The sequence below is a fragment of the Paenibacillus agricola genome, assembly GCF_011440305.1.
Classification (GTDB): domain Bacteria; phylum Bacillota; class Bacilli; order Paenibacillales; family NBRC-103111; genus Paenibacillus_S; species Paenibacillus_S agricola.
The window spans coordinates 66,468-93,304 of sequence record NZ_JAAOIW010000018.1 but is presented as its reverse complement, the minus strand read 5'-3'; the positions used below and the strand labels follow the sequence as shown (position 1 = coordinate 93,304).

At 43.7% G+C, this 26,837-nt stretch carries 17 protein-coding genes; all 17 read right to left on the bottom strand.

What is annotated here, in order from left to right; translation table 11 throughout:
* Positions 1–22: 22 nt before the first annotated feature.
* The 17 genes from G9U52_RS31835 to G9U52_RS31755 all read right to left on the bottom strand — a co-directional run bounded on the left by G9U52_RS31835 (position 23) and on the right by G9U52_RS31755 (position 26,763).
* The gene (locus G9U52_RS31835) at positions 23–1,006 is read right to left on the bottom strand and encodes an ankyrin repeat domain-containing protein (protein ID WP_166155272.1); all 984 of its coding nucleotides are present in this window, start codon (positions 1,004–1,006) and stop codon (positions 23–25) included.
* A gap of 188 nt (positions 1,007–1,194) precedes the next feature.
* Positions 1,195–2,538, bottom strand: a complete 1,344-nt coding sequence (locus G9U52_RS31830; protein WP_207953343.1) for an FtsZ/tubulin family protein — start codon at positions 2,536–2,538, stop codon at positions 1,195–1,197.
* Positions 2,539–3,186: 648 nt separating this feature from the next.
* Positions 3,187–3,714, bottom strand: a complete 528-nt coding sequence (locus G9U52_RS31825; RefSeq protein WP_166155268.1) for a hypothetical protein — start codon at positions 3,712–3,714, stop codon at positions 3,187–3,189.
* Between the two features lie 264 nt (positions 3,715–3,978).
* Positions 3,979–4,179, bottom strand: a complete 201-nt coding sequence (locus G9U52_RS31820; RefSeq protein ID WP_166155266.1) for a hypothetical protein — start codon at positions 4,177–4,179, stop codon at positions 3,979–3,981.
* 235 nt (positions 4,180–4,414) lie between these two features.
* Positions 4,415–6,613 (bottom strand): Z1 domain-containing protein, encoded by a 2,199-nt coding sequence (locus tag G9U52_RS31815; RefSeq protein WP_166155264.1) that lies wholly within the window; start codon positions 6,611–6,613, stop codon positions 4,415–4,417.
* A gap of 176 nt (positions 6,614–6,789) precedes the next feature.
* Complete coding sequence (locus tag G9U52_RS31810) at positions 6,790–8,871, bottom strand: DEAD/DEAH box helicase (protein WP_166155262.1); 2,082 nt, start codon at positions 8,869–8,871, stop codon at positions 6,790–6,792.
* Positions 8,864–10,534, bottom strand: coding sequence for a BREX system ATP-binding domain-containing protein (locus G9U52_RS31805; protein WP_166155260.1), 1,671 nt, complete (start codon positions 10,532–10,534; stop codon positions 8,864–8,866). The genes G9U52_RS31810 and G9U52_RS31805 overlap by 8 nt, the downstream gene beginning before the upstream one ends.
* A complete protein-coding gene (locus tag G9U52_RS31800; RefSeq protein ID WP_166155258.1) occupies positions 10,531–11,745 on the bottom strand; it encodes a BREX system ATP-binding domain-containing protein in 1,215 nt (404 codons plus the stop codon). Before G9U52_RS31800 ends, G9U52_RS31805 begins: the two co-directional genes overlap by 4 nt.
* On the bottom strand, positions 11,742–12,899 hold the full coding sequence (locus tag G9U52_RS31795) for a BREX system ATP-binding domain-containing protein (RefSeq protein ID WP_166155256.1): 1,158 nt from the start codon (positions 12,897–12,899) through the stop codon (positions 11,742–11,744). The genes G9U52_RS31800 and G9U52_RS31795 overlap by 4 nt, the downstream gene beginning before the upstream one ends.
* An 18-nt stretch (positions 12,900–12,917) precedes the next feature.
* Positions 12,918–13,784, bottom strand: a complete 867-nt coding sequence (locus tag G9U52_RS31790; protein WP_166155254.1) for a hypothetical protein — start codon at positions 13,782–13,784, stop codon at positions 12,918–12,920.
* Positions 13,785–13,800: 16 nt separating this feature from the next.
* The gene (locus G9U52_RS31785) at positions 13,801–16,041 is read right to left on the bottom strand and encodes a HelD family protein (protein WP_166155252.1); all 2,241 of its coding nucleotides are present in this window, start codon (positions 16,039–16,041) and stop codon (positions 13,801–13,803) included.
* 102 nt (positions 16,042–16,143) lie between these two features.
* Positions 16,144–17,022, bottom strand: coding sequence for a type I restriction-modification system subunit M (locus G9U52_RS31780; protein ID WP_166155250.1), 879 nt, complete (start codon positions 17,020–17,022; stop codon positions 16,144–16,146).
* A 218-nt stretch (positions 17,023–17,240) separates the two neighbouring features.
* Positions 17,241–19,097, bottom strand: a complete 1,857-nt coding sequence (locus tag G9U52_RS31775) for an N-6 DNA methylase (RefSeq protein ID WP_166155248.1) — start codon at positions 19,095–19,097, stop codon at positions 17,241–17,243.
* 24 nt (positions 19,098–19,121) lie between these two features.
* A complete protein-coding gene (locus G9U52_RS31770; protein WP_166155246.1) occupies positions 19,122–19,613 on the bottom strand; it encodes a hypothetical protein in 492 nt (163 codons plus the stop codon).
* Positions 19,614–20,312: 699 nt separating this feature from the next.
* A complete protein-coding gene (locus tag G9U52_RS31765; RefSeq protein WP_207953342.1) occupies positions 20,313–20,516 on the bottom strand; it encodes a hypothetical protein in 204 nt (67 codons plus the stop codon).
* 57 nt (positions 20,517–20,573) lie between these two features.
* Entirely contained in the window at positions 20,574–23,915 is a 3,342-nt protein-coding gene (locus G9U52_RS31760; protein WP_166155242.1) for a UvrD-helicase domain-containing protein, read from the bottom strand.
* On the bottom strand, positions 23,908–26,763 hold the full coding sequence (locus G9U52_RS31755) for a PD-(D/E)XK nuclease family protein (protein ID WP_207953341.1): 2,856 nt from the start codon (positions 26,761–26,763) through the stop codon (positions 23,908–23,910). Before G9U52_RS31755 ends, G9U52_RS31760 begins: the two co-directional genes overlap by 8 nt.
* Positions 26,764–26,837 lie beyond the last annotated feature (74 nt).

Here is a 26,837-nt window from a genome sequence, read left to right as displayed (position 1 = left end):
TTTAAAAGTTAAAAGTCTTGTCTTATATCCGAGGTTGCGATTTCTGCGGCGTGCGGTATGGCTGAAAATACACGATGCGGTCGTTGCCTTTCCTGCCTCCTTGCAGCATTAACTTGCGTTTTATATAAGTCTGGCCTTGTTTTTGGGCGTAATCTACCGCTGTTTTTCCTTCTACATCACACAACGATAAATCAACCTGCTGCGACAGCAGGATATCGATTACGGAGCCATGTCCAAATTCCGCCGCGCACATTAAAGCCGTTTCGCCGTCATTCCCCGTAACATGAGGATCCGCACCGTATTGGAGCAGCAGCTTTATAATCCTTAAGTCCCCCTCGCAAGCCGCAAACTGAAACGGGGTGCCTCCGGATTTGGAACAAACCTCATTAGGGTTAGCGCCGTATTCCAAGAGAAGCTGTAAGGCTTCGTATCTGCGTCGAATGATGAAGGCTTTAAGCGCTCCCTGGATATCGCAGCCCATGTCCAGCAAGCATTTTACAGTTTCTAAATTGGGCGATTGCGATGCACGAATAATAGCCGTATGTCCGTATTTATTCCCGTCATCCATGTTATTACCTAAGCTGACAAAACGTTGTACAAGAGACGGGGCTCCGGCTGAAGCAGCCCACATCAATGGCGTTTGGTCTTGCTTATCCCGTTTCAGGGGATTCGCGCCGTAGTGTATCAGCATGTCAACCAAGCGGAGGCTGCCGCCTTTGGCTGCGCTGATGAGAGGCGGTTCCTCAAATCCGTTGCAAAGGTTAGGGTCTGCCCCCTGTTTAAGAAGATATTCACAGATATCATATTTTCCTTGGGTTGCAGCTTGGGTTAACCAAGTCTCTTTATTAGGTAACAGCGTATGAATATCCATAGTAAGCTTCTGCAGTACCAGCAGCATTTCCGCATCATTCAAGCTTTTCATTAACATGATCTCCCATGCAGCTACGGCAAGATCCAGCTTAGAGCTTTGAAGAATCCGCGTTATCAATTCGAGCTGGCGGGCCATGATAGCCTTCTTTAGCAACTCTGTAAACGGCTGATTTTGTATAAGATTAGAACGAATGTTGTATCCCCTCCCCTTCATTTGTATATAGGGTATCACAGAACCGGTAACACTCAATGTTACCACGAAGGCTTGGACAAACGAGACCCCCGAACATCCATCATCTTCTTGCGAATCTGCCGATCGGGATGCTATGCCTGCTCTTCTGGCAAATACGGAAGCAATGTTTTAAAGCCTTTAAGAAGCATCTCGTCTCTCCTATGAAGCAGTTCAGAAATTTTATCCGCTTCATCTGTATGTAATGGCTGCGGAACAACGTGGAGCGAGTCCACCGCTGCCGCTAGCCTTCCTATCAACTTATTAGCCCGCTGTTGCCTTTCCCTTCCTTCTAAGGGGAGAGGACGGCCTGTGACAGCGGACGTAAACAAGCCAAAATATCGGGCAATCTTGGAAATAACAATCGCCGATTCGCCTAGCCCGCTGCCTGCTCCCACCAGTAAAACCATATGTTTCGCTGGTAAAATATATTTTAGCCATTGATTTTTTCCCCATTGCTCCGGCGATATCAACGAAGGGTCCACCTTTTCTATTTTCGGAATCAAAACGAGCCCGTCCACACTGAAACCTACATTTGTTTCTGACCATTCAACCGCAGCAAACACATACTTATTTAGGTAAATAGGGATTAAGGAATTGGATACCCTGATCCCTTCCTCCCCAACGGCGAAAACCACCGTATCAGAATGATGAATAAACATGTTACTTATCCCCAAATGATCCAGTATCTCTTCGATAAGACAAATCTTTTCCTCAAGCTTAGGACTTGACTCCTTATTCTCATCAAGCTTCCCCTGATTTCTTAAGTCATGCAGCGCAATCACTTTTACTGCCGCTCCTGCCCAGTCAGAAACAGAGTCCTCCGCTAAAGGAACGTTTTCGAATCTGGAAAGCAGCAAAAGAAGACGTTTAGCCATGCCGATGTATCGCGGGTTAACGCATTCATTTTCAAGCTGCTGATGCAAAGACAAAGTGCGTCTGCTTAACACATCTGCCGGAATTAATTTGATCTCGACCGCGATCACATTTTCATCGCAGATCGGGCAAGAAATGCTCGTAAAGTCTTCAAAAACCTTGATATCCTCACCGCAAGCTTCACAAAGTATCGGATGCATCAATTCATGTCCATTTGATGAATAAACCGCGTAATGCTCAGTAACCATCCGGCAGTAGCTACATGCTCCTAATAACCGGCTCTCGCACACATGGCGCTTATCAACGGATAGCGCAGCTTGTCCAGAATCGCCCGCGTTCTTTCTTCTTGACTGTAAAAATGACGGAATATTGAACTGAACCGGTTTGGGTCTTTCTCTCTCTTGAATAAGAAGAGGTTGGATGAACAGCTGCTGCCATGCCCTTTTTGCTCTCGGATGTATTCGCTCGTCAAGCTTGCTTTCGATAGCGGAAACTACATCTCCTGGTTCCCGATAGCCTCCACTTTGATGCTCATAATGCCAACCGCATGTGCATTCGTACATGTATCTTTTTAGCAATTGCCCCACCGTTCCTTAATTAAAAATTCCAATATCCCTCTATCAAAGTAATCCCCTTTTCAAATTCCGATAGAAATGATGGTACACCTCATGAGGAAACAGATGAAGCTGTTCTTTTAACGATTCACAAGCGGAAATGATGATGTCGGTTCCATCGGAGAAGCAGCACATTTTCCACAGCGACCTTATCTCTTTGTTTGTAAAAGCAGTACTGGTCGGGGAAGACATATCCTATCAGCTCGCTGACCACACTTCCACAGCCCGAACCACATGGATTTTCTTCGTACTATCTGCTCCAACGACTAAGGTACCTTCCTTAATTCGCGTAATACGTTGATTCTGTTTCTGTTTCATTTTATACTTCATGTGTGCGCTTCTTTTCGCATGTGGTTTTTTCTTCCCGGAACGATTCCAGTATACTAAAGGCGCATTTTTCTTTCAAAGCTCAAATTACTTCATTACAGGAATGGCTCCTAATAAGTTTCTTCTAGATCTATTAAATCATAATAGTAGGGCAATAGAATGTCATGGAATGTATATTATTATGGTAATATCCTCATGTATTGGTCATTTTTACATAATGAGTCATAGATATTGCAAACGCGATGAAAATTAGACGACCTGAGTAGTCGTCTAATTTTCATACGGGTTGGAACGAAGCTCCATCCCATAATTGTTAAGGGATAACATGTATTGATGTTCTTCAAATAGATTCGATAGTTGGGAGAAAAATTCCTCGTCCAGCTCTATTGGATAGGCCTGCCCATCTTCAAATAGGCAAGCAGGAACCGCACCCTCTAATATAGGAATCGCTGAGGAAGCTCTAATATATCCTTTATGTTGCCACATTTTTTCAACGATTGGGTCAACATCCCTGCCGGCAACCTCGTGATAGAAAGGAGTTACTATCAATACGTAACCATCAGTTGGCTGGTTATTATCCCCGACTAGTCTTCTTAAACAATTCCAAATAACAAAGGGACCTTTCTTTAACTTTTTGGATCTTTGTTTGGACAGCGCTTCAACGGCAGACAAATAAATATTCCGAATGTGTTCGTTAATCGCATCTTCATTTTGTGATCCCTTTAAATGAGATAAATCAAATAAGTAGGCCCAGCCATTGGATTTAAGCATTTCTTCAGTTAGTTCGATTGTTGGCAAGTATTCCATCTCCATTCGGCTATATTTAATAAGTATACTCTCTCAAATTGACATAATGATGTCATGAAACATATGTTCTATGCTATAGGATAAAGTGACGCCTCCTAAATAGGGCTTGCTGAATAAGACTTATGCAGCCTAAGCCCACTGAACCGTTTTGAATACGCAGAACCTCTGCTGCGTCGTCTTGGCGCTCTTGCTTCCGATCATGTTCTTGATTTTCTTTTATGGTCTGCCTAGCTTAGGGCCATTTAGCCAAATTCCTTAGTACTTTGTAGTAGTTAGTAATTGGATCGATTGCTCAAAAGTAGAAATCTTCTGACTGGATGCAGATTGAAGGATACTGCCAAACAGGCCTTCCCGGTAATCCTCGTCATGAAATATTCCTACAAGCCTCCCAATGGTTGCTTCCATCCCGGAGAGCTTAGATAATACTCGCAGCTTAAATTGGATATCTAGATTCATTAATCAGTCTGTTAATAGTATGAAATCATAGGGTTGGGTCATCTATTTGTCATGGAATGTATGTTCCTATGGGAAAATAATCCTTTCTTTATATTTCGACAAAATAGGTCGTTAGCCCTCTCTTGCTACAATGGAGCGGGAATAGAAAAAAGACGACCGTGTTGGTCGTCTAGTCTCTCTACTGCCTACTCACAGGCTTGTTCTATAAGAAAAAAAGCCTCCCTCTTTCAAGTTTTTATAAATTAGTAGTTTTCTTAGAATAGATAGTTGTTGTTATATTCTGTGGTACAACCAAAACTGGCCACCAAAACTTCGCGCCGCGCCATTTATTTTCGACTAATCCATTTTGACACAACATAATCAATGCCGGGATGTGTGATGTTAATTGTCTAGCAACGGTCAGTTCTCCACGTTCTCCCTTAGGTGTATCAGGTGAATTTTCAAATTTATTGTTATTATCAATTCTTTTTATGTTACGATTTTCCCGTCGGACAATCCAAACAAGACTTTCTGGATTTTGATCCACTTCCTTTGTTAGGTAATCTAATACGGAGTGATACTCGCTTATATCCCAAACGTAACCATCTTCCATTTCTACTGTTGAATGTGCTAGAGATAAAATTTCTTTTGCTAGTTCGACAGATATTGTAAAACTGGAATCGTCTTTGAGGCTACTCATTCGTTCTGCTTCATTTAATAACTGACTGATTTGATTGACGGTTCGTTCAATCGCCGTTTTAGACTTTGTATTAAAACCTACCGGTAAAATTCGTTTATGGGGCTTCAAAACGGTAAGTTGCGAAAGCATAATTTTATTAGGGCTGCAAGGTATAATTTTGTTGGCTAAATCTTTTTGAATGAAAATAATGCCTTGGTCATGTCCCCCACGTTCAAATGCTTCACGAAGAGCACTATCAAATTCATGAATCTTACTCATAATATTCCAAATATATGGCGTAGTATAAAAGCGGGTAACAGCTACGTCCTCTAGTGGACGAGCACCATACATTCGTGAATGTTGAAGTACGGTATCTTGTTGAAATTGTTTAGGATTCCGACCATAAAAGAATCCAATTAAATTGTCGATTGTAACCCCACGATCCAGAATCTGTCCACCAATGAATATATTAAAAGGCGAATCTAATCTTAATTGACCTGTTTCATCCAGCAACTGATCTACATCTTTTTCAGAGTTGACGATCGATATTGTTACTTCTTCTTCAATTAGAGCCTCTCTGACTAGTTCCAAAATTTCCTCAAATGACGGAATAATGACATCTATAGTAGTTAATGAACATAATATATTAAAATAGGCCTCTTCGATTAACTCTTTAAATACAGGATGATTTCCTTCAGCAGCAATTTTTAATTCCTCTTCCAAGATTGTCATTAAGTATTCCTGCCACGCATGTGCACCCTTTCCTCTCTCTGTATGCACAATCAACGAATACTTTTTCTGTTTCTGTTGGAGCTGCTTCTGCTGCCACCGGCGAATTCCTCCGCCAACCAAAAAATTCACAAGCGCCTTTCTCATAGAAAGTACATTTTTATGCTTTATTAGTGAATCCCCTCGTGTTCGTCGCTTATCTATTTTTCTTAAAACATCTAGCTCACTCTCAGTAACCTCTTCAAACAAGAATTGAGCCATATGACCATCTACTTGAGAGTTTTCAAAATACATTTCACCACCAATGTATTTATCGTGAATAGGCACCAACTCTGTAAAGGCAGGACGAGTAGGTTCATATTTTTTAAACTCATGGACTGACATATCTTCAGGTTGTAAATAAAGTGAGTATGGTGTAGCCGTCACTTGCAAAAAAGAAGAATCTGCTAGGTCAGCCCTCATTTTGTCAATTTTACTTGCAATTGTCCTCAACTCAACAATATTGCTTTCTTTGTCTTTCTCAAAAGAAATACTGGCTAAGTCAGCCTCATCATCAATAAACAAAATTTTCTTCTCTGTTAAAGCTGGATACTGCTCAAAGAAAGCTTTGCGAAGTCGATCCATGTTTTTAGTTTCTTTCTTGACGACAAAAGCCAATTTTTGCCTTAATGCATATTTTTTCAAATGATCTGGCAATTTCATAATGTCATAAACACGCATGAGCTCATTCTCTATTAACACTTTGAACTCCCGGGTTAACCGCTCCGTCGTTTGTTGAGCTAGTGCGTTTGAATTTTTAGTTAAAATTATAACAACATCGAATCCATTATCATAAGCATAAGCCATTACACCAATAAAAGTCCGTGTCTTACCAGACTGAATTTTCCCAAGCAACATCCCTGGGCGTTTAGATGTATCCTCAGACTGCAACTTTTCCACTGTTTTCGTTATACATTGTTGCATAGTTTCATCATAGTTATTAAGTTCCAATAATTTAGGGTAGAAGGTATCCGATCTCACTCCTGTATTTGCAGATGATGTCACCATTCAGAAATTCTCCTTTTCAGTATATTTTTTCTTAGAAGCCTTCTTGTCTAATACTATACCTGAAAGCCCCGACAAGTGGCTGTCAGGGAACGTACACTCCTACTAGATATAATCAACTAACGATGCGAGTTAATAATTATTGTTGTTATTTACTTTAATCCATCGTTATTGATTAATTACACAAAATACTCTAAAACCTCAGCTTGACCCGTCACCAACCATTGAGATGTGGCCAATGCAGCTAATTCCTCTTCCAATCGTAACCAACTAAGTAGTTCTTCACGACGAAGTGGATCTGGTAGTTTCCGGTTAGAAAGTGGTCTTCCTAACCAATTCTCCACCCGGTCCAACTCTTTTGATAACTGCTGCTCTATTTGGAAGGCTCGAACGCTTATACTAGTAAACCACTCTCGTTTCAAACCCACTAATGACATTCTGTATTCCGTTACATCTGGCCTTACCCCAGGTGCTACCATTTCAATATACAATTTCAAAAATGCTGCACGCCGAGGCCCACCTAGATGAAAGACGTACTCTCGATCCCCTAAGCGATGTGTTGGCCAATCTGTTTCAGATAAACCTAAGTAGCGACGAAGAGCCAGTGCTTGCGAGTCACTTCTGATCGCTCCCCCTGAAGCATAACTGTATCCATCCGTGGAAAAGGTATCTTTGTTCGTTTGACGAACTTCAATGGTTTGACCAATATGCCGTCTTACCAATAAACTTCTACCGCCAGTGTGAAGACCTTTCCCACCTTGCATGAGCACTCCTTTAGCCAGCTTCTGACCGGTTTTCTCATCAACTACATCATTCCCAGCAGAACCTTCTATCGTTGAGTGTATACTGCCAAGAGTAGCTTGCTCTCGCCAATACTCACCTAAGAGCAGCCCCTCCGGAAATTCCCTCAGCTCACCATTTCTAACCATCACATCAACTAGTGTACGAAACCGTTTATCATCCAATGTTGTACCGAACAAGCTGCGAATCTGGGCATATCCCCTTCTCAATCTCGGTGCTTGATAAATATACGAAGCCAACTGTTGGCGTAATACTCCATACTGAGATCCTGGTGGCTTTACACACAACAGACCGTCTTCAGCAGCTGCTATAATAGCATATTGAAGAATTTGATCTTTGGTCGTATCCGCACACAAACATAATCGCGTCATTCCTGAACGACGATTCCCTCTACCTATCCTTTGTAAGAAGGATGCAACATCAGGCGCAGGCCCATCCAAAAAAACGATATCAATATCACCAATATCAACACCGATTTCTAGGGTAGAGGTAGCGAATACAATGATTCGTTGTTCTGTACGCACCGCCCTCTCCGTTTCTTCACGAAGTGTCTTAGTAAGACTGGCATGATGTGCAGCCATCTGAAAACCGGTATCTGTGTGGTGACGACGAAAATACTCCGTAAGCTCGTCTACCCGTTTCCGGCTGTTGGAGAACACTAATATTTTCTCTTTTTGCTGCAATCCAATCACATAATCAGCCAAGATGGATTGAATTGGACGAGCGGCATATTTCTCTGAATGACTTGATTCGCTTTCTTGCTTTAATAGTCGGCTGCCCGATATCGATACCACCTGTCCATCAGGCATAAATTGATCTAATACCGCTTGTGGGTCGGCCACTGTTGCACTTAAACCGACTAATTGAACTTTGCTATGATTGTACCAACCTTTAGACTCAGCTTGAAGTCGAAGTCGCTTCAATCTCTCTAGAAGCCACTTCGTCTGTTCGCCCCTTGGGGTACCGTATAAAAGATGAATCTCGTCTAAAACTACCGCCTCTACTTTGGATAGTAGATGTCCACCCTCTTCATCCGATAGACCTCCTCTACAGAGCATACTGTCTAATGATTCGGGAGTAGTAATAAGTAAATGAGGCGGAGGGGAAAGTGTCATTCTAGATTCCCCTGTACGACGCTTAATCGTTAATCCCAGAAGTGACGCTGGCCCCTCCAATCGGGCAAATAAATCATTTACCAATGCGCGAGTCGGAGTCACATACAGAATCATACCTTGCCCACCTCTACTTAGAAGGCGCTCTACCAGGGGTGCACATGCTGCCTCAGTCTTTCCACTGGCAGTAGCGGCACAAAGCAGGATATTCCGACCCTCGAGCAGCAACGGAATAGCAGCCCGCTGTACATGGGTTAGTCTGCCAAACCGAGAAAAGAACGCATACCAAGATCGTTCAATCTGATGTGCAATTATTCGATCTGCCTGCAAATCTTTATCTCTAATCATTTGCTCTGCCTGGTGGTCCGTATTTCATATCCAAAAATGCAACATACCACTTGATGAATCTACGAATCAAACCACTATCTTCGCCATCCTTGGTTAAATGGCTCTCTAACCCAATAGCTAGTCCACGATCGTAAGCCTCGGTTACTCCGTAAGCATGTCGGTATAAATGATAAATCTTTTCACTGAGCTCCAGCCGTTCCTCCTGGTTCCAGGTCCTAAGTCTATACGTGGCTCCCTCAACAGATTGTACATGAGAGTCAATCCATGCTTCTGCTCGGTTATTAATTTGGCCGACCGTACCAAAAAAAACCGTTAATGGCGCCGCTGGAAGTTTATTCGAGAGTCTACCAATGATATACTCACTAAGTAAACGAACTTGATTTACCACTCTCTCAAATTTCATACGAGTTGCTGTGGTCTCAACCTCAAATTCGTCTAACATTATAACAAGTCCCTTATATCCGGCCATACGCGCCAATAGAGAAATAGATACTAAGGCCTCAATGAAATCTATAGCCCTCATTGAGACTGTTCGTGAAATTGGCGAACGAAGATTGACTCCCCATCTTAGATTAGCACGTTCCCGTTGAATCTTTCCCTCTACTTCGGATACTGAATATTCATCACTACCTGTGAGGATAGACTCGATGATAGTGTCGTACAACTCCAGTATCTCAGCCTGTCGCATTCGTTCGATCGTATTCATATTGTCAAAACTTTTGGACATCCCGAACCTACGGAAAATTTCGTCTGTCTCACCATTCTCAAGTAGGCGCTCAAAAAGATGTACAAGCGGTACTTCACTGTGAAAGCCACTACCTGCTAGCGTACCACATAATGTATGGAGTAATTTTGCTGGCTCTGATAAGCTGATTGTTTGTCCATCCACCTCTGCCTTTGCTGTCAGATAACCTTCCTTTTCAGCCAGATGACGTATGACTTCCATTGTGTGGCTTTTACCGGTTCCGAATGGGCCAACAACCTTATACAATCCCGGAGCATCATCTCGACTATCTGGCAGACAATTTACTACCCAGCTGCGAAGTTCATTATAACCGAGCGTAAGTGACTCAATATGGCCATGGGGCACAAGTCCAAAACGTAGTGATTCCAAAGCGCGTCTTGCTTGTAACTGCTTTGGATCTATAGAACTGTTAATCGGAGCAGAAGAAGAAGCTACTGTAGTTTGTCCTTCATTATTTTCAGCCGATACAGTTGTATTAGCCGGTTGCCCTTCTCCCGATGACGAACCCGCTTCAGTCTTCACAGGTATAGTCGGTTTTTTTACTGCTATATCAGGAATCCCCATGGCTCCCATAATCACCCGTGCTGCTGAACTATAAGACTTTACCTCTTCGACTTTAGGCTCAGAAGAATGTGAATTCTTAACATTAGTTGTATTACCTTCAGGTCCCCCAACTGTTTCACCAATTGCATCTCCCTTAGCCTTCGTTCCAATACCCTCGGTATCAGTATTGTTCACGGAGACTTCTTGTGTACCATCAACATCTATTAGTGTCATCCAATCCTTCTGAACTTCAACTTCAATAGAGTATTGATCCAAATGAACCATTACTCCTGTTCCGGTCACCTTAGTTACAGTACCAGTTCCCATTCGATCAACAGCTACACGCATTCCCTTTTCTGCGACCCAGAGCTTCATACTTCATCCTCCGACCACCCAGGGGCAGTCTCCTGAAAAGCGGTATCTAATTCCTGAAGTAACATTGTACATACGTACTTGACCATCGTTCGGCGATTACTGCTTGATAAATCTTCCTCCGTTACACTAACGGCAAGTCTACTTACCTTCTCGAGATTCTTTTCCTTCGATGAGTGCATTTCATTACCAAAATACGTATACATAAGTTCTACTAATTTTTGTCCAATGGATGTAAGATCTTGAACCATTTCTGGCCGTTTGGTGAGATCAATCACAGGCGCATATACATTGCCATCAAAGAATCCGTTTCCAGCTCCTGGATCTGCAATTCTTTGCTGTAGTGCCGCGAAGGAATCCATTGTTTCGATTAAGTCTGGTGTCACTGCATAAAGAAGCAGTACCGCTCCTTTCTCAAGCTCTACGATAGCATTGATGTCTGCCATAAGTGCGGATAGAATACGGGCAGTTTTCTTCTTGTCAACGGCAAACCCTTGTTCAGCTTCGTCAAATCCTACTACTGTGCCTTGATAGCCTGCGTGCTTGATAAACTGAAATAGAGAGTGTAAAGCCCTTTTAGCAAAACGATTATGTTCGCTTTTTTGGACAGACTGTACATCAAACATTTCACATAATTTACGCTCCTCAAATTCACCACCTAGCCATCTACAAGCTGAATCAAATCGATTTAGATCTTGATCTAGAAGTGCAATGCAAGCATGCTGAAGCACCCGTCCATACGCTGGGAGCTTGAAATCCGTTTGGACGAGGCCTTTAATCCAACTATCAATAAGTATTGTTGCCACTTCCGGCGAAGGAGCTTTGGCTCGGACTCCTTCCACGCAGCCTTGAAGAAGAGCTTTCATTCCATGCCCTTGTCCATTAGGTAAACGAAGCTGCAGCACAATTTCCTTGTAAACAGTCAAACTTTGTGTGAAATCAATATCTTTGTTCAGTGTTACCTTCGATGTAGCACAGTTTTCTATTCGGGCAATTTCTAAAAATTGATGTAAAAAATGTGTCTTTCCCGATCCAAAGGGACCGACGATAAACTTCTCAGCGGATGCGCCGCGTTTAAAACGGTTAATCAAATAGGTGTTCTTCAAACGCTTGAATGTTTCTTCGTAACCAACACCGAACAAACTACAACCTTCTTCAGGAGCAGTACCGTATGACGCCATGGTCTCGAACATGTTGATAATTTCATTGGTCATGCTGTATCCCCCTTTTGCACTAAGAACAACTTACTAGCAAATGCCTTCATTAATTCTCGTTTGTAACCAGACCCTACATTATGCTCGATGATGGTTTCTCCTGTATTACGCAGAGTTTCTTCGAGACCTTCCGCTGAAAGCTGCAGAATCTGAGCATACTGAAGGAACACGTTAATAGCTTCCTCAACGAATTGTTCCTGACTTCGAATTTCATTAATTAATGTGACTGGCAAAACGGGAATTCGCCATGCTGGCGTTTTCAAACCATCCCGAACCATCTGCAACCGTTGTCCTAGTGCTGGATAAGCGGTAGCACATGCATCGAGAAAATCGGGTAATACAGCAAAAATAGATACTGTGCCAACGAGTAACCCTGTCGTACAGCCGTCGATTAATCGACGCATCAAATTAGCCGCCACACGCTGTTTTTGAGTTGGAGCATTACGGGTAAGAGTTAAGGTTTTCTCATTTTCATCAAATAAAAGCATAACGCCTGGCAGCCCTAAACGGTAAAGTCCTCCGAGTGCTGTCTTCAGTACAAGTTCAGCATTTCGCTGGGTGAGCGGCGCTTTAACACCTGTTAATCCTTGGCGACGCAGCTCGGTTACATTCACTTTTCCACCTAACAGGAAGATCTGGAGCGTGTTCCAAGCTTGCTCAGATAATTGTTCCTTCTTTGTTGCCCATAGCATGGCATTATAGAAGCCGGGATGCGCTTGTGCTTCTCGCTGCAACTCCTCTGTCTGAATACGACCTGTTTTTTGTAAGTCAAGTATTATGTTAGGAAGCGACCGTACAGTAGCTCCATCAATTTTAACTTCAAGTGTCTCTAGAATGGTTATCGTAATCTGACGCCAGTCTTCTAACTTTAGCTCTTGAGAAAGATCAATACTCGCTACTGCCATCCCACGACGAAGGGCTAACCCCCGAAGCAGATGGAGAAGATGCGTTTTACCTGCACCATATGCTCCCTCAAAGATTCGACACGTAGCGCCTCCCAACTTGATTAGTTCATCAAGGATTTCTCGCTCAAAATATTCAAGGTAAGACCTACTTCCGATATCCATAAAATGTACAGCTTGGGGATCCGGCACCCCATATTGAGCCATCGTTTCTAGCGCATTCCAAAGCTCGTATTCCGTCGGTTTCAACATACATATCCCCCTTCTAGATTAACCGCCGAGCATGATAAGGTAACACATCGTTTTATAATCATCCTCGGTAACAAGACCACCGACGGTAACTCCCAGCCCCTGGCTTACCTCCTGTTGGCTCCCAGTTTGAAGTATTAGTCTTCGGGATGCAGGCACCTTTGTCCCTAAAGTTCTGTAGCGGTCAAGATTGTATAAAAATGCCCACATTGGATAGCGTTCTTTAATCATAGTACCCAGCTTTTTGCGCCAAGCTGTATCTCGTTTCATTCTAGCCTCGAATTCCAGATACACATCCTGAATTAGACAGCGCTGTCCTTCAATGCTCTCGTAACGCTCTATTATCGCCTTTTTAAAACATATCCACACCCACTCTGTCAGTTCATCCCCCTCTAATTCCACTAGTTTCAGAAGTTCTGAGGCTTGCTGCTCAAGTTCTACAAGCTTGTTTTCATCACGGATGTCCGTCCAATCTGTAAGCGTCTGCCGATTATACAAAAACCGTACTTGCGCAAGTGCAGGCTTCGTTTCGAGCATTAGGGACCCAATTCGCCAACCATTACTCGTTTCCCTGAACGTACCTCCTCGTTCTTTCAGACCACGTAGATATGCAGTTTCGTAACGTTTGTACGCTTGAATATTAACTTGTACAAAGGATTCGAATTGAGGAGAGAACTTGTTCTTCAAAAGCTCAAGGGATTCTCCGAGTACCTCTCCTTTTGGCAGCTCGGTAAGTACTTTCACAGCGGCAGCCGGGAAGTCTGGATCACCTGCTTTATAGTCAATAAGCGTGCACACTGATTTAAATAGTTTTTGCAGTTCCCTTTGAAGCTCTTTTTGAGCATCTTTCAAAGATGGTAATTCTGTACTTGGTGTGATTGGATTCATTTGGTATCATCCTTTCTTAATCGGTGGATAGTTGAAACTGGTCGTTTATTAGAAATGGTCCTGGCTGATCGTAGTAAAGAATATGTAAGGCTTGCTGTGCGCGTGTTACACTGACGAAGAGTAATCTTGCATCCATTATTGTTGTCCCATAAGTACTCGGTATGATTACCGCATCAAATTCTAGGCCCTTTACTAGTACAGATGGTATGAAAATCACTTTCTCCTGTAATTCCTGTTCTGGATCCTCGACAAGCTGTGCCTCACGTGTTGCCACTGACGTATATTCTTGATGAAAAGCACGACATAACTCCAAATTATGAACAACAACGGCTATTCTCCGATAACCCTGTTCTAAACAATGTTGAACAGACAGTGCTAGCTGCTCAAGTAATTCCTCATAACTTAAAATACGTGTGAATACTGGGACTGGACCATGACGCTTAACCGGGTGAATGACCGAGACACCAAGTTGCGAGCGCTGCAGGATCTGATTCGCTATTTGCATGATCTCAATAGTCGAACGGTAACTTACCGTCAGATCGATACGGTGGACCGGTATATCAAATACAGAATCTAACACAGACCAATCCTTAATACCTGTCCAATGACAGATACTTTGTGTAACATCTCCCAACATAGTCATTGATTTCGTCATTTCCCTAAGCATTCTTAGCAGGAATGGATAGTAGTCCTGTGCTTCATCAATAAGCATGTAATCGAACCTTACTGCCTGCAGGCCATTCACCTTCTGCTCAAGTAGTAACAGTAGTGCGATATCTTCATATGCAATCAATTTCCCTCGTTCTTTCAGTACACGCCCAGCCTCTTCTTCCATTCCATGTGCAATTGTTTCCGGCATATCCGAATTTAATTGTAAGAGAGTTTCAATACGGTGAAGATCAGCGTATACATCCCAAATCTGAAGTTTACGCCATCCATCCACATACTCGCCAATAGCCTGCTCCCAATCTCTTTTCTGTAAATCAAGCTTAACAGCAGCCAGTTCAAGCAATTTGGCTTCTGCCTCACCCTTAACAGCAAGGCTATCATGCACATCGACAATCCATTCCTGACGGAAACGAGTAACTCTTGCTTGCATACCCTTACGTTGATTTGTCAGTTCAAGTTCTTTCCAACTATGAATGGATTTTATCGTTTCCTCACGTCGAGCATTAAGCGGAAGATGTCTATATCCTTCATAGATCCTTGTAAAGACTGTGCTCAGATCAAGTAAATCGTCCGTAAAAGATTTCAATTTGGGAAAGTTGACCGGCAAATATGCGGAAGATAACTGCTCCAAGTGTTGATTTACGTCATTATGAAATTCCATAGATGTTTTGTACCGTATTGCCTCATCCCACTTGGATTCAGAGTCTGGATCCGTCATGGCTTTCTCAAGCCAATATTGAGCATGCCGAACTTCTTTTACATACGGGAGAAGACGCATTGCCAAATCTGACATTGTCATTTGCTGAATACCTTGTATGTCTAACTCCTTTACAATCTCCCGCATATAGTTCAGGAAAATCCGATTCGGAGCCAGAACAACAATATTCCGTGCGTCTAATTGCTTTTGATGATGGTAGAGCATGAACGAAATTCTATGGAGGGCAATGCTCGTTTTCCCACTACCAGCAACACCTTGCACCAGTATAGGCTGTGTTATGCCTAGTCGAATGACGTCGTTCTGCTCCTTTTGGATAGAAGCAATTATTTCTCTCAGCTGATGGTCATCACCCTGCTGCTCTAAGAGCATGCGAAGGATCGGGTCTTGTGCTTCTTCTTCAGATTGCTCGGCTAATGGATATAATTCACTATAAAGCTCCCTCACATCCAGAACCCAACGTTCTCGAATATGTACAGTTCTTTTCTTGCGCACCCAAAAATCCCCAATCCCTTCTGGAGTTTGAACCTGCACATGACCATCCCCGCCGCCAATGAAAGCGTAGTATGCTTCACCGAGTGGACTTCGCCAATCATAAATCAATGGCATAAAATCATCATCATCGATGCCCTTTTTACCAATTCTATAAGAAACAGGATCGTCACCTTCCACAACTTCAAGGCGCCCGATATAGGGCAAAGGTAAAGCATCGGAAATTGCATTTAATCTTGCCTTTCGGGAAATCTCCCTTCGGGCATCTACTTCATTCACTGGGCGAAACGACACTTTATCCAACTGCTCAACCATCAATTCCATTTGAACTGTCAAACGATCCAGATCAGCTTGTTCTTCATCCAGCCATTGTTGTTTCATCTGCATCCCTCTTCCTGACCTAGACAAATAGCACGAATCACCCATTTAGGGATGATTCGCGTTGATTCACGAGTAATTCCCTATACTGAAAAAGTATAACCATCATTGCACTAGATTCATCATGTTCGGTAAAACGCCGAAGGGAGGATTCATGAGAGCAAATCTGACTTTTTCACCACGGTGTCCGTCTGCCGTGAAGGAGTTGCCGAGAACGATATTTTTTTCCTTCTGGCCTTTAATGAGAATGTCCGATTTGCAAATCGCATAAGATTGCGGATTGAGCTCCTGACCGAACACTTCAATCTGAGCATTCGGATTCAGTCTTTGAATATGATGGGTGGCTACGGATAGCATCCCTCCTGTGCCGCAAGCGAAATCCCCTACTGTAAAGATACTGCCTTCCTGGACAAGCTCTTGTTCAAGATGGTTAAAGAGGATGTTGGTCATCAACTCGATAACCTCTCTCGGTGTATAGTGATCCCCTGCTTCGGCATTCTCAGAGAATCGACGAATCAACTCTTCAAAGATGTAGCCCATCTCTTGATTGGTTACCGTGTCAGGATGCAAATCGATTTGGGAAAATTCCTTGATGACCAAAAACAGCATATTGTTGTCATCTAGCTTTTTGATTTCTTTCTCAAAATCGAAGTTCTCCACGATCTCTCTTATATTCGTCGAGAATCCTTGGATATAGCTTTCAAAATTCGCTCTGATATTATCCGGATCATCCAATAAATTAGCAAATCCGAAATTCGATTTATTAGAAAAGCCATGCCCCGTCAACCTATTCAGAATCATTTCAATATCTGTGGTTTTGGCTTTCTCTATGACAATCTGCTTTGTATCTTCCAACAGACAATCAAACCTTCTGAGAACGGCTAATGGCAAAACGACATTTCCATACTGCTCTGGTTTATAGGGTCCTCTTAAAAGCTCGGCTATTTTCCAAATAAAACTTATTTTTTCGTTAAAGTTCTGCATGTGTATATCTCCTCTGATTAACGTTCATGTAGTTCTATAGACTCTCGCATTTTTTTCTAATACTTACAATATATCATTCTACTTTGACAGGTAGTTGTCAGGAAACGCATGTTCCTATCAATAACAAGGATACGAATGTCCTTTGAAATTTACCATCGTGACTAAAGGACTAGTTCGAGGCATTTGGATAATATTCGACAAAATTGTAAGTAAACCTCTTAATTAGATTTTTTCTTATATCCCTTACTAACTCCAATGTTCTCATAGACCTGCTCTAACTGATTAATGTATATACGCTTAGCAGCCTTAATGGCTTCGGCATAGTCGCTTGAAGTTTTCTTATATCGGTTTCCAATCTGCTCCATTTCATCGGAAGACAATTTGGGGATAGGGATATCCTGAATGTCTTTAACATTTAAAATGGGCAAAGCAGCACCTTTTCTCAAAGAACGAATATAGGATTCTCCTATAGGACTTTCAAAAAAAGCTAGCAGAAAGTATGGATTAACTCCAGGTAAAGGGCGAAGTCCTATAAAATTAGCCGATAAATAATAAGAATCATCTTCTTCAAGCTCGGATACGACCGCAAATTTCATGACGATCCCTCTGCTCGTTAACAATACGTCCCCTGCTTTAATTTCGCATTCTTTTTCATTGGTTGTTGCTTTCAAACCATAGGTTTGCACACTATCTAGATGCAAGACCCCATCCTGCAAGTCAGCTAATTGAATAACTTTAGCCTTTGTTGTTTCTGTATCTAAACTACCAGCAGTATTAAGTCCCCTATATATATCTACAACCTGCCGCAAAGGTACTGTTTTGATATTATTCTCAAAGGCAGAGCGATCAATCTGTACCTCCCCAATGATGGAGTTTGCATCTTCCATTTGGACATAAGAGCTAGGCAATAAATTATAGTTGTTTTGTCTAATCTCGAACACATCTAAAATCCTGCTTAATTTGTTATCCTCCTTGAAATGAAGGTACCGATCCATAATTTGATCAATCTCTGCGGATGACATACTGGTTTCTCCACGTTTGCGCTCACCAAATGATGTCGCATCTATGATTTGTACTTTTCCTTTTCGCTCAGGGGTCTTATTTTTATCTAACACAAGCATTGTGATAGGAATAGATGTCCCCATAAATATACCTGCTGGTAAGGTAATAACAGCGTCGATCAGATCATCATCGACCAAGTCTTTGCGAATGTCCCCAGTAGCTGCTCCTTGAAACAACACACTATTGGACACAGTTACAATTGCTTTACCATCTTCCTTTAATGAATCTAAGGCATGAATAACAAACCCCATTGTGGCATCTCTTCTAATAACCCCATATTTGGTGCGAATTTCTTGGTCCAATTTAAGACCCAGGGGCGGATGAGATATCACATAATTATATTTTCGTTCCGATGTTACTTCGTCGCTTAATAAAGTAAAAACGTCATTTTGCTCGTAGTTAAATTGCTGTAATCCAGACACAAAACAATATAATTGCCCAATTCCCACAGCTTCTTTATTTATGTCATTTCCATGGATAGAAACATTAACATTTGATTGGGCTGCTTGTACAAGCGATCTGGCATATCCTGCTGCGAAGTCGTAGACAGAAGCGTTCGGTTTCACATCCAAGATTCTCACTGCTAAATCATTAATTTCATTTGGTTCGAATAACGTACCATACTTACTACGAAGTTTTGCTCCTGCTTGAAAATACGTTTCTAATAACTCACTGCTGTCTTCTATGAATTCTATTTTTTCTAATTGGTACATCAGTTCCGGTAGAATGCCTCTACAGCTCTCTATGTCGAGTAACATTAATCCATGCTGAATTTCAGACCTTTGAGAGGCTAGTTCACCTAGTGCTTGCATGACTTTGTTTCCAGATCTGTCACCGGAAATCTCTGACCATGGCATAGTGAAATGAAGATCATACTTTTCTTGAAATACATATCCATAGCGAAGTGAAAATAAAGGAACGATCACGTTATCATATTTTTCAGCCGTTAACACCGTACTTCTGAGCTTATCAGCCATTCCGAATAATGCTGCTTCCGATTTATTGGTGACCATTTTAGTTCAACTCCCTTGGATATCTTATCTGCGGATACAGCGTTGGAAAATTACTGATTTTCTTTCACTATGTAAAAGCACAGGCTCAGCAAGCATATGACGATCATAGATAGGTTGGACAACCAATGGATTTTCCAGTCTATCCACCCAAGTTAAGAACTCCAATTTCGAAGAATCAAAAGTCCCCTTTATGGCCATTACCAAGTAAGTATTTTCATCCATAATTCTTCTTTCCACATCAATTGAGATTTCTTTACTGCCTAAATGCATTTCAATGAGGTAGCGTTTCTCTTCAGAATCTTTAAAGGCAACAACATCTAATACATCGGGTGCTCCTTCATGTGTATCTGTAAACCGCGCGGCCATCAGTGAATCAAAAGCAAACCCGTTTCGATATTGAGGAATAATAGAACCTTTTCCTTGATAAAGTAAATCGCGAATCGCCTTTAATGTACTTTGTGGCATACTCAACACCTTTTTGTCATCTTGATTCATCAAACGTTTGTTATTTCCCATTATATTTTCCTCACTTTCAAAAGTAAATAATTTATTTTTATTTCCTAATATAAATATAACACCATTATCTTAAAAAGTAAATAGTTTATTTTTTAAGATAAATCATATTTTTTTGATTTATATAAAATAACCGGGCAATGCTGTCTAAGCACCATCCGGTTTTAACTCTCATGAATTTATAGTATGAATTCTCCAATTTTCCATCACTATGATAATCCAATTAAAGGAGATCAACCAGGTATAAAATCAATAATTTTTAGAATACACCTTTTAAGTAAGTACCACTCCTCATGTCAGCAGGACTAATACGCTTACTATTTTGGAAAGTCTCTTTGTATAATTCAACATCCCACAACCATGCTTCCTGTATTTCATAGTTTTCTTTGTATAAAATCCACACAAGCTGGTCCCATTCGTAATTCCTAGCTTGCGGCGCCTTTGTAATTGTACTGCCTCTTTTGCCGCTAGGTTTACATGCTTTAACTTAAAATAACGTCGTATCCCTTTGTTGCAGCTTATTTTGACCCTGTTGAGCATATTGCTCATAATTACAACCAACTAGCATTGCTGCATCGAATTCAGAAATGGTGCTTGTAATGGAAGGAGCTACACCCATTTTGTTCTGCCAAGATAAGGCAAGGTAAACAAGTTTGTTACGAAGGATTTCTCCCTCGCGTCCATTAAAGTCCCATATCCCACTTAGTCTTCATGGTTTTTTTCTATGGAAATGCTGTATAATTCCGTTAAAACACGCAAGGGATGAATATGTGCGGACATAATATCCAAAGCTTCGATCATGCTAGCAGCAAAAATATAACGTATCTCCGTTATGGCTTCACCATGATAATCCAAATGGTGTGTTACTTGAGTACATAACATACACCTCTGCTCTTTTTTATTCATCTGTAAATAGAACCGAACGGTTCCGCTCCGGAATCGTTCGGTCCTCTTGTATTCCAATTACAGCGACACATACCGACCTCTATCGATAAAATAAAACCCTGCTTCCTTCACGTTACCCCCTATCGTCCGCTCCCACTCCTCCACATAAGCAAGCACCTGGGGCTTATAGAAGTCCACAAGCTGATACTCGTTCTGGAGCTCATAACGATCCGTCTTGAAATCGACGATCACCCAGCCGTCCTCCTCTTCGAACACGAGGTCAATGACACCGCGAAGGATCGTGGTGACGGAGTCCTCTTGGAAACCACCACCTTGTCCGTGCTTATTCTCATCGGTTGCAGCGATTTGACGGCTTATCATGAAGGAGAACTCGTGGTAGCGGCGCCGCGATATCATGCATCGCTGCCATAACGCACTGGTGGTCACCTTCATCACCGTTTCAACTGCAAGCTCCAGCCACTTCTCTTCAACACCTTCCTCTTCAGCAGCCATTCGGCAAAAGTCAGCAAGGTCCCCCGCGTCCATCCCCTCACCAAGCGCCTGCAGGCACCGATGAATCAAGCTCCCGTAGGCCATTCCTTTGCCCAAAGCAGATCGCTCAATTACGATATCACTAGATGACTTGGCCAAGCCTGTAACACTGCCCAGCTGATAGCTGGGTACAGCCCCCGAATCCAATCGCTTCTGCCAATCATCCATACTAGATACCACATCTGGAGCGGTGGCTAGCTCCTGCGGCTGCACAGGATCCACTGGAGTCAACTCCAATTCCAACTGTTGCTGCAAGGAAACAGACAATGGGCTCCATGGATCAATAGCTGGCCTCGAGGGATACTGGCTGACAATTAACAGTTGCTTCGCCCGGGTCGTAGCTACATAGAGTAGACGGTCCGTCTCCGCTTTCATAAACTCGCGCTCCCTCTCGGCATGCCGGGTCCAACTAACAGGCTGGGCGACTACCTCCGAAGTGAACATATCCTTCCGCTTGGATATGGTGAAGTATCCGAGCGACGGCTCCGCTAGTCGGTCGATATGCTCCTCCGCATCGTGCTCATTGTTGCCACAAGGGCAAGCCATCATCACAATCGGTGCTTCTAAGCCCTTGGCCTTGTGAAGGTTCATGATTCGCACAGCATCCGCGCTTCCTGAGAACAGGCTGGCGGCTTCCAGACTCTCTGAATCTGTTAGCCTATGCAGCCGTTCGGTTAACGCCGACCATTCGATGGATGCCTCCGCATCCCCTTGAAGCACTTCCAGCAGCTTAATCAGCGTCCCGCTTCGGATTGCGCCGGATTCACCTACCGCCGCGGCAGTGATAAGGCCAATGTCATCGATAATTCGCGTAAAGGCGGGCAACGCCGGCAGGATCCTGACCCATTCCATATATTGACGAAGCTTATGAAGTGCCTGATCCACTTTTACGCTCTTCACGGAGAGCCTAGCTGGATCCGCAATAGTATACAGACCAATATTGCCGCCTTCGTGACGGTAATGATATAAAGCATCATCACTCAAACCGAACAACATGCCTCGAAGAACCGCCAACAGGGGTACCCGGTCAGTAGGGTCATTTAACGTTAAGGCCAGCTGGTAAAGAATTCGGAGCTCTTCGAAAATGACTAGGCTGCCCGAAGTATCCGATACGATACCATACTTCTCAAGCTGTCTCGCATACAAGCCAATGAACTTGCGGTATTTGAGCAAAATCAGGAAATCGCCTGGACGGGCTGGGCGGGAATTCGGCTTTCCTTCATCGCTTGTCTTCTCATGGATGAGAAGGTTCCCGCCACAAGCCCAAGCAACAAATTGGGCGATTCGTTCCGCATCATATAGGGCGATATCAATTTGTCGGTCTCTCTCTTGCTTAGGAGCGGTCATGGTGTACACGCCATGCAGTGCTGCCTTACCCCCGGGGTTCGGTTGCTGAGTAACCATACGGACGAAGGGCGCTTGGCACTCCGACTCTTGGCCCTTCAGTGTAAACTTGCTTTCAAAGGCATAATTCACGAAGTCCCCAATCGCCTTCACCGAACGAAAGTTACGTGTTAATTGAAGCACCTCTCCGCATTGTTCAATTCGCTGCTTCACGAAATTATAGGTTGAGATGTCAGCCCGGCGAAATCGGTAAATAGATTGCTTGGGGTCGCCAACCACAAACAGGGAACCAGGACGCGGCAGCTGCTCCCGCCAATTGCACTCATCCCCTCTCCCGCCCGTTAGGAGCATCATCATTTCCGCTTGGATGGGGTCCGTATCTTGAAATTCGTCTACAAACAGCCTGCTGTACCGGTTCCCAAAATATCTTCTTACTTCCGGGTAGGTCCTGAGCAATTCCGCCGCCTTCATCAGCAGATCCTGAAAGTTTAGCTTGCCCGCCTCCATACGCTTCCCAGTGCAATACCGGATTGCTGGGAGAACAAAAGCGATAAGCTTGGAATGGAGATATTCTCTCCATTCCTGCAAGAATGGGCGCAAGGTACGGGTCTGCCAGTCGTGAAACTGTTCCTTGAAGTACTTCGCCATCTTAGGGTCTGTCCAGCGTTTCAATGTCACTCCCAAGTTACGGTCAAACAGCTTTGCTAAGATCAGCACGTTGATATCGTCCGTCATATCTTTATTTCGCTTATGGCCCATAGCGACACGTATTGTTTTTTGCAAAACGTCCCAGTCCTTCTCCGGTTGAAGGGTTGGGATATAAGGGAACGCTTCTTCCATCAAGGGAAACAGCGAATCTCGTAATCGGTCAAAATGAGGCCGCGCCACCTGTTCCGTGTAGATCTCCACATCCTCATACTCCGCAACACGGTTATAAACTGCCCGCAAATCCTCCACATTGACCTGTAAAACAGCCAAATCTTCGATGGACGCCTCTACATATTGCGAAGCTGTTTCAGCTTGAGCTCCCTCTCCAGCTCGGGTCTTCCCTCCACCGTTACTACGCAAATCATCCAGATACTCATCCCAGCATTGGTCCCGAAAATCCCGGTCCTCCCGATCATCCATCTCTTGAAAAGCTGGATCCAGCTTGGCCTCGATAGGACGTTCTCTCAAAAGCCGTCCGCAGAAAGCATGGATGGTCCCGATAAAGCATTCCGGTATTTGTTGAAGGGCTTCCTCCAAAGCTTCTCGTTCGGAGCCTTGTGGAGTTCTGGCACACTCCTGCTCGAGCTTGATACGAAAACGTCCCATTAATTCAGAAGCCGCTTTGTTCGTAAACGTTATGGCAGCAATGTCACGAGCCTGGGCTTTGCGTGTACGGACTAGGGCAATCATCCTTCCGACGATGGAGGTTGTCTTGCCGGAGCCCGCTCCTGCTTCCACCATAAATGTGGTATCCAGATCCGCTCCGATTCGCACGCGAGCCGTTTCATCATCCTGTATCACCTGTTCTTTAAGCAAACCGGTTCACCTCCAAAATACGCCCTAACCTATCCACATTCCTAGGTGCACTTCTCTTTTCCACAAACTGCTCCGAATGCGAGTCGCAAACGGATCTGTAATCACACCAAGTACAACCCTTTGGATCAATTGTAGGCGGATAAAGCCCAGTTCTCATCGCTTCCAGCATGCTTTGGAGCAGTGACGCCAGGTCTTCTCGATGGTTTTGCGGTCGGCTGACTTCCTCGCCCATCCCCCGTTCAGTAGGAAAATAGTAAGCTGATGCAACGACCTGGGCCTCTGGATCAAAGCCTGTCTCTTTCATCCACTGTTCGACAGCCAGACCGTATAAGGAAAGCTGTAGCTGCGTCCCACCGGAAAAGCACTCATTTTGCTTGTACTTCCTTGGGTTGCCTGTTTTGTAGTCATATATTTTGTATTGGTGAGGCGCTATCCTATCCACTCTATCCACGAATCCTCTAATGGGCATGGATAATTCGCCGCTGAATTCAACCTGTAAAGGCGCATCATCTCTATGAAGCTGCAGCTCTGTAAAAACAGGAATAGAAGCCCGGCGTTGTTCACTTGCGTAGAAAATCTTCACATCCTTGCGTATGCTCTCCGCTTCCTTATGGAAGATATGTGTACTTGGAGCTGGCACTTCCTCTGCATATTGACGTATCACTTCTTCTGTTATTTCGTTTAAAAATGTAAGATCATGGCTCAAAAAAGCGTTGGGGTCGGAACGACGGTCCTTCAAGCTTATCAAGTACTGATTGAATATTTCGTGAAGCAAACTTCCTCGCTGCATCGCATCTAACCACATCGTACGGTCATAAACAGCAGCTTCCTTCGCCCGAACTCCAAGAATTTCCTGGTAAAAGAACTGCTTAGGACATCTGCCGTATAGCTCTAGCCTGCTAGCACTAAAGGCCGATCCAGTAAAGGTAAAGGCATCTCCTGGAAGCCGCACAGGATGCAGATCCGTTTCAATAAAACCATCATAAGTGGATAAGTCTAGATTGATCCTCGACTCCTCAGCCGTTTTGCCGTCCATTAACAAGGAATAGTAAGAATAGACGGAGCCTTGCCCAGCCTTAATCCGGGAACTATCCGATAAAAGTGACCGCAGCCATAACTCGGTGGCATCAACGGACAAGCCTGCTTTGCAGCGGAAGAATCGGACCGGCTCTTCCATATCCCGCTGCATAGCTTCGTAGTCCGCATCAGTCTGTAGCGTCTTCTTGCGAAACATTTGAAGCATTTCAAATGCTGGCATATTCTCCTGATGGTCGGCGATATCATAAGAGCAGTAGCTCAGTGTGCAACAGCCGCGGATCATGCCCATTCGACCATTCCGTTCTTCGACCTGACGTTTTGCAAGCTCTGAGCTTTTAACCATATCAGGACCGATTCTAGCCCGCTCCTCGTCAAGCAAAACAGGGTCCTGGCGTACGGATAACGACCAATTCTTTTCGGTCATGCCTATAATAAAAGTATAGGGCCTCCCCGTTTGCCCGCCAGATGAAAGTGAGGTTACATGGATTCGTCCCGGTGATGGGGTCGCTTTCGATTGAACTCGCAGCCCTTCCAGCCCTTCCTGAACATACCGTAATGCCAGCTTGCTATTCATTGTAAGCTCTTTAGCCAAATGGTAAGACTGTTCCAGACTCTGAAGCCCACTCAGGACTTGTTCATCACTGTCCTCATTTAGAACTCCATACGTTTCCAAGAAACCAATAAGTGTGCGGATCAGCATCGCCGGTGAAGAAAGGGTCTGCTCGGTAAGTGGCTGGAATAATTGCTTGAAAAACCGATGAAGATTTTGCAGGACAGCTTTTCTTTGTCCTTTCAGGGTATCATCAGCCATCAGTTGTTCCTTTAAGCTAACTGCTTCCAGCATTTGTCCCAAAAGCTTATAGCGTTCTCTCCCCCAGCCTATTCCTGAGCGCTCCAGCTCAAGAATCACACTGGAAGCGTTCATTTCCATTTGCTGTTCATCCTTTATTCGGATAACTCCTTGCTTGAGCGCGGATAGCAGAGAATCCAACTGATAACCGGACTCCAGCCATTCCAAATACAGCTTCGCTGCCTTCCCAGCATTCGTGGTGCCCATCGGCAGCCCCTCGGAAAAGGTACAGGCTATTTGTGCCGTTGTTGTAACTGTATAAACAGCTGCAGCGCTCTTCTCATAGTCTGAAGCAATGATCTCCACTTGGTCCCAAGAAATGCCCTTTTCCGTGATACGACGAACAACCTCGCGTACTTCAGCCAATGAACCTAAGGAATGGAAAAATTCGGTTCGTTCAACTGGAAAAGTAGAATCTGCCTCCATGAAGCCATGTCCGCTGGACAAAGAGACATAAACGCCTCCTGTGAGCGAATGCAGAAGGCTTTTTCTGACCAAAGATGTCCTTATTGCATACTCATCAACGATAATATAATCGGTAGATGGCTGAAGCTGCTCAGCATAAGGCAACAGACCAGCCAGATCAACAAGCCGATTACGGGTCAGCTCTGCTTCATATCGGGAAAGCAGCTCTTTGACAAACATGCCTTTCTCCCTATTTTCAAAAACGTCCGGAGTTAACTCCTCGGCTTTTATCAAAGCTCCTCTGAGATCCATGATGGCATGGTGAAACGCATCGGTAAGCCCCGGTGTTAAAGCATTCCCGGTTAAATAGCTAAAACCCGCATCCTCCGTCAATTCCTGAAGCAGCCTAAAAACGATCCACCTGGAATCTGCGCCTGAAATGTACTGGTATTTAGTCTTGGCGAGGAGCAGCTTACACCGATCAAGTGCCCACCTATCCAGAATCCGCACCTCGGTGTTTAACACAGGGCCATATTGCCTGCTTACCTGTTCCAACCACTGATGGCCTTGAGCATGGCTTGCTGTAAGCAATATCTTACACTGCAGCGGATTTCCTTTTATAATTTCAT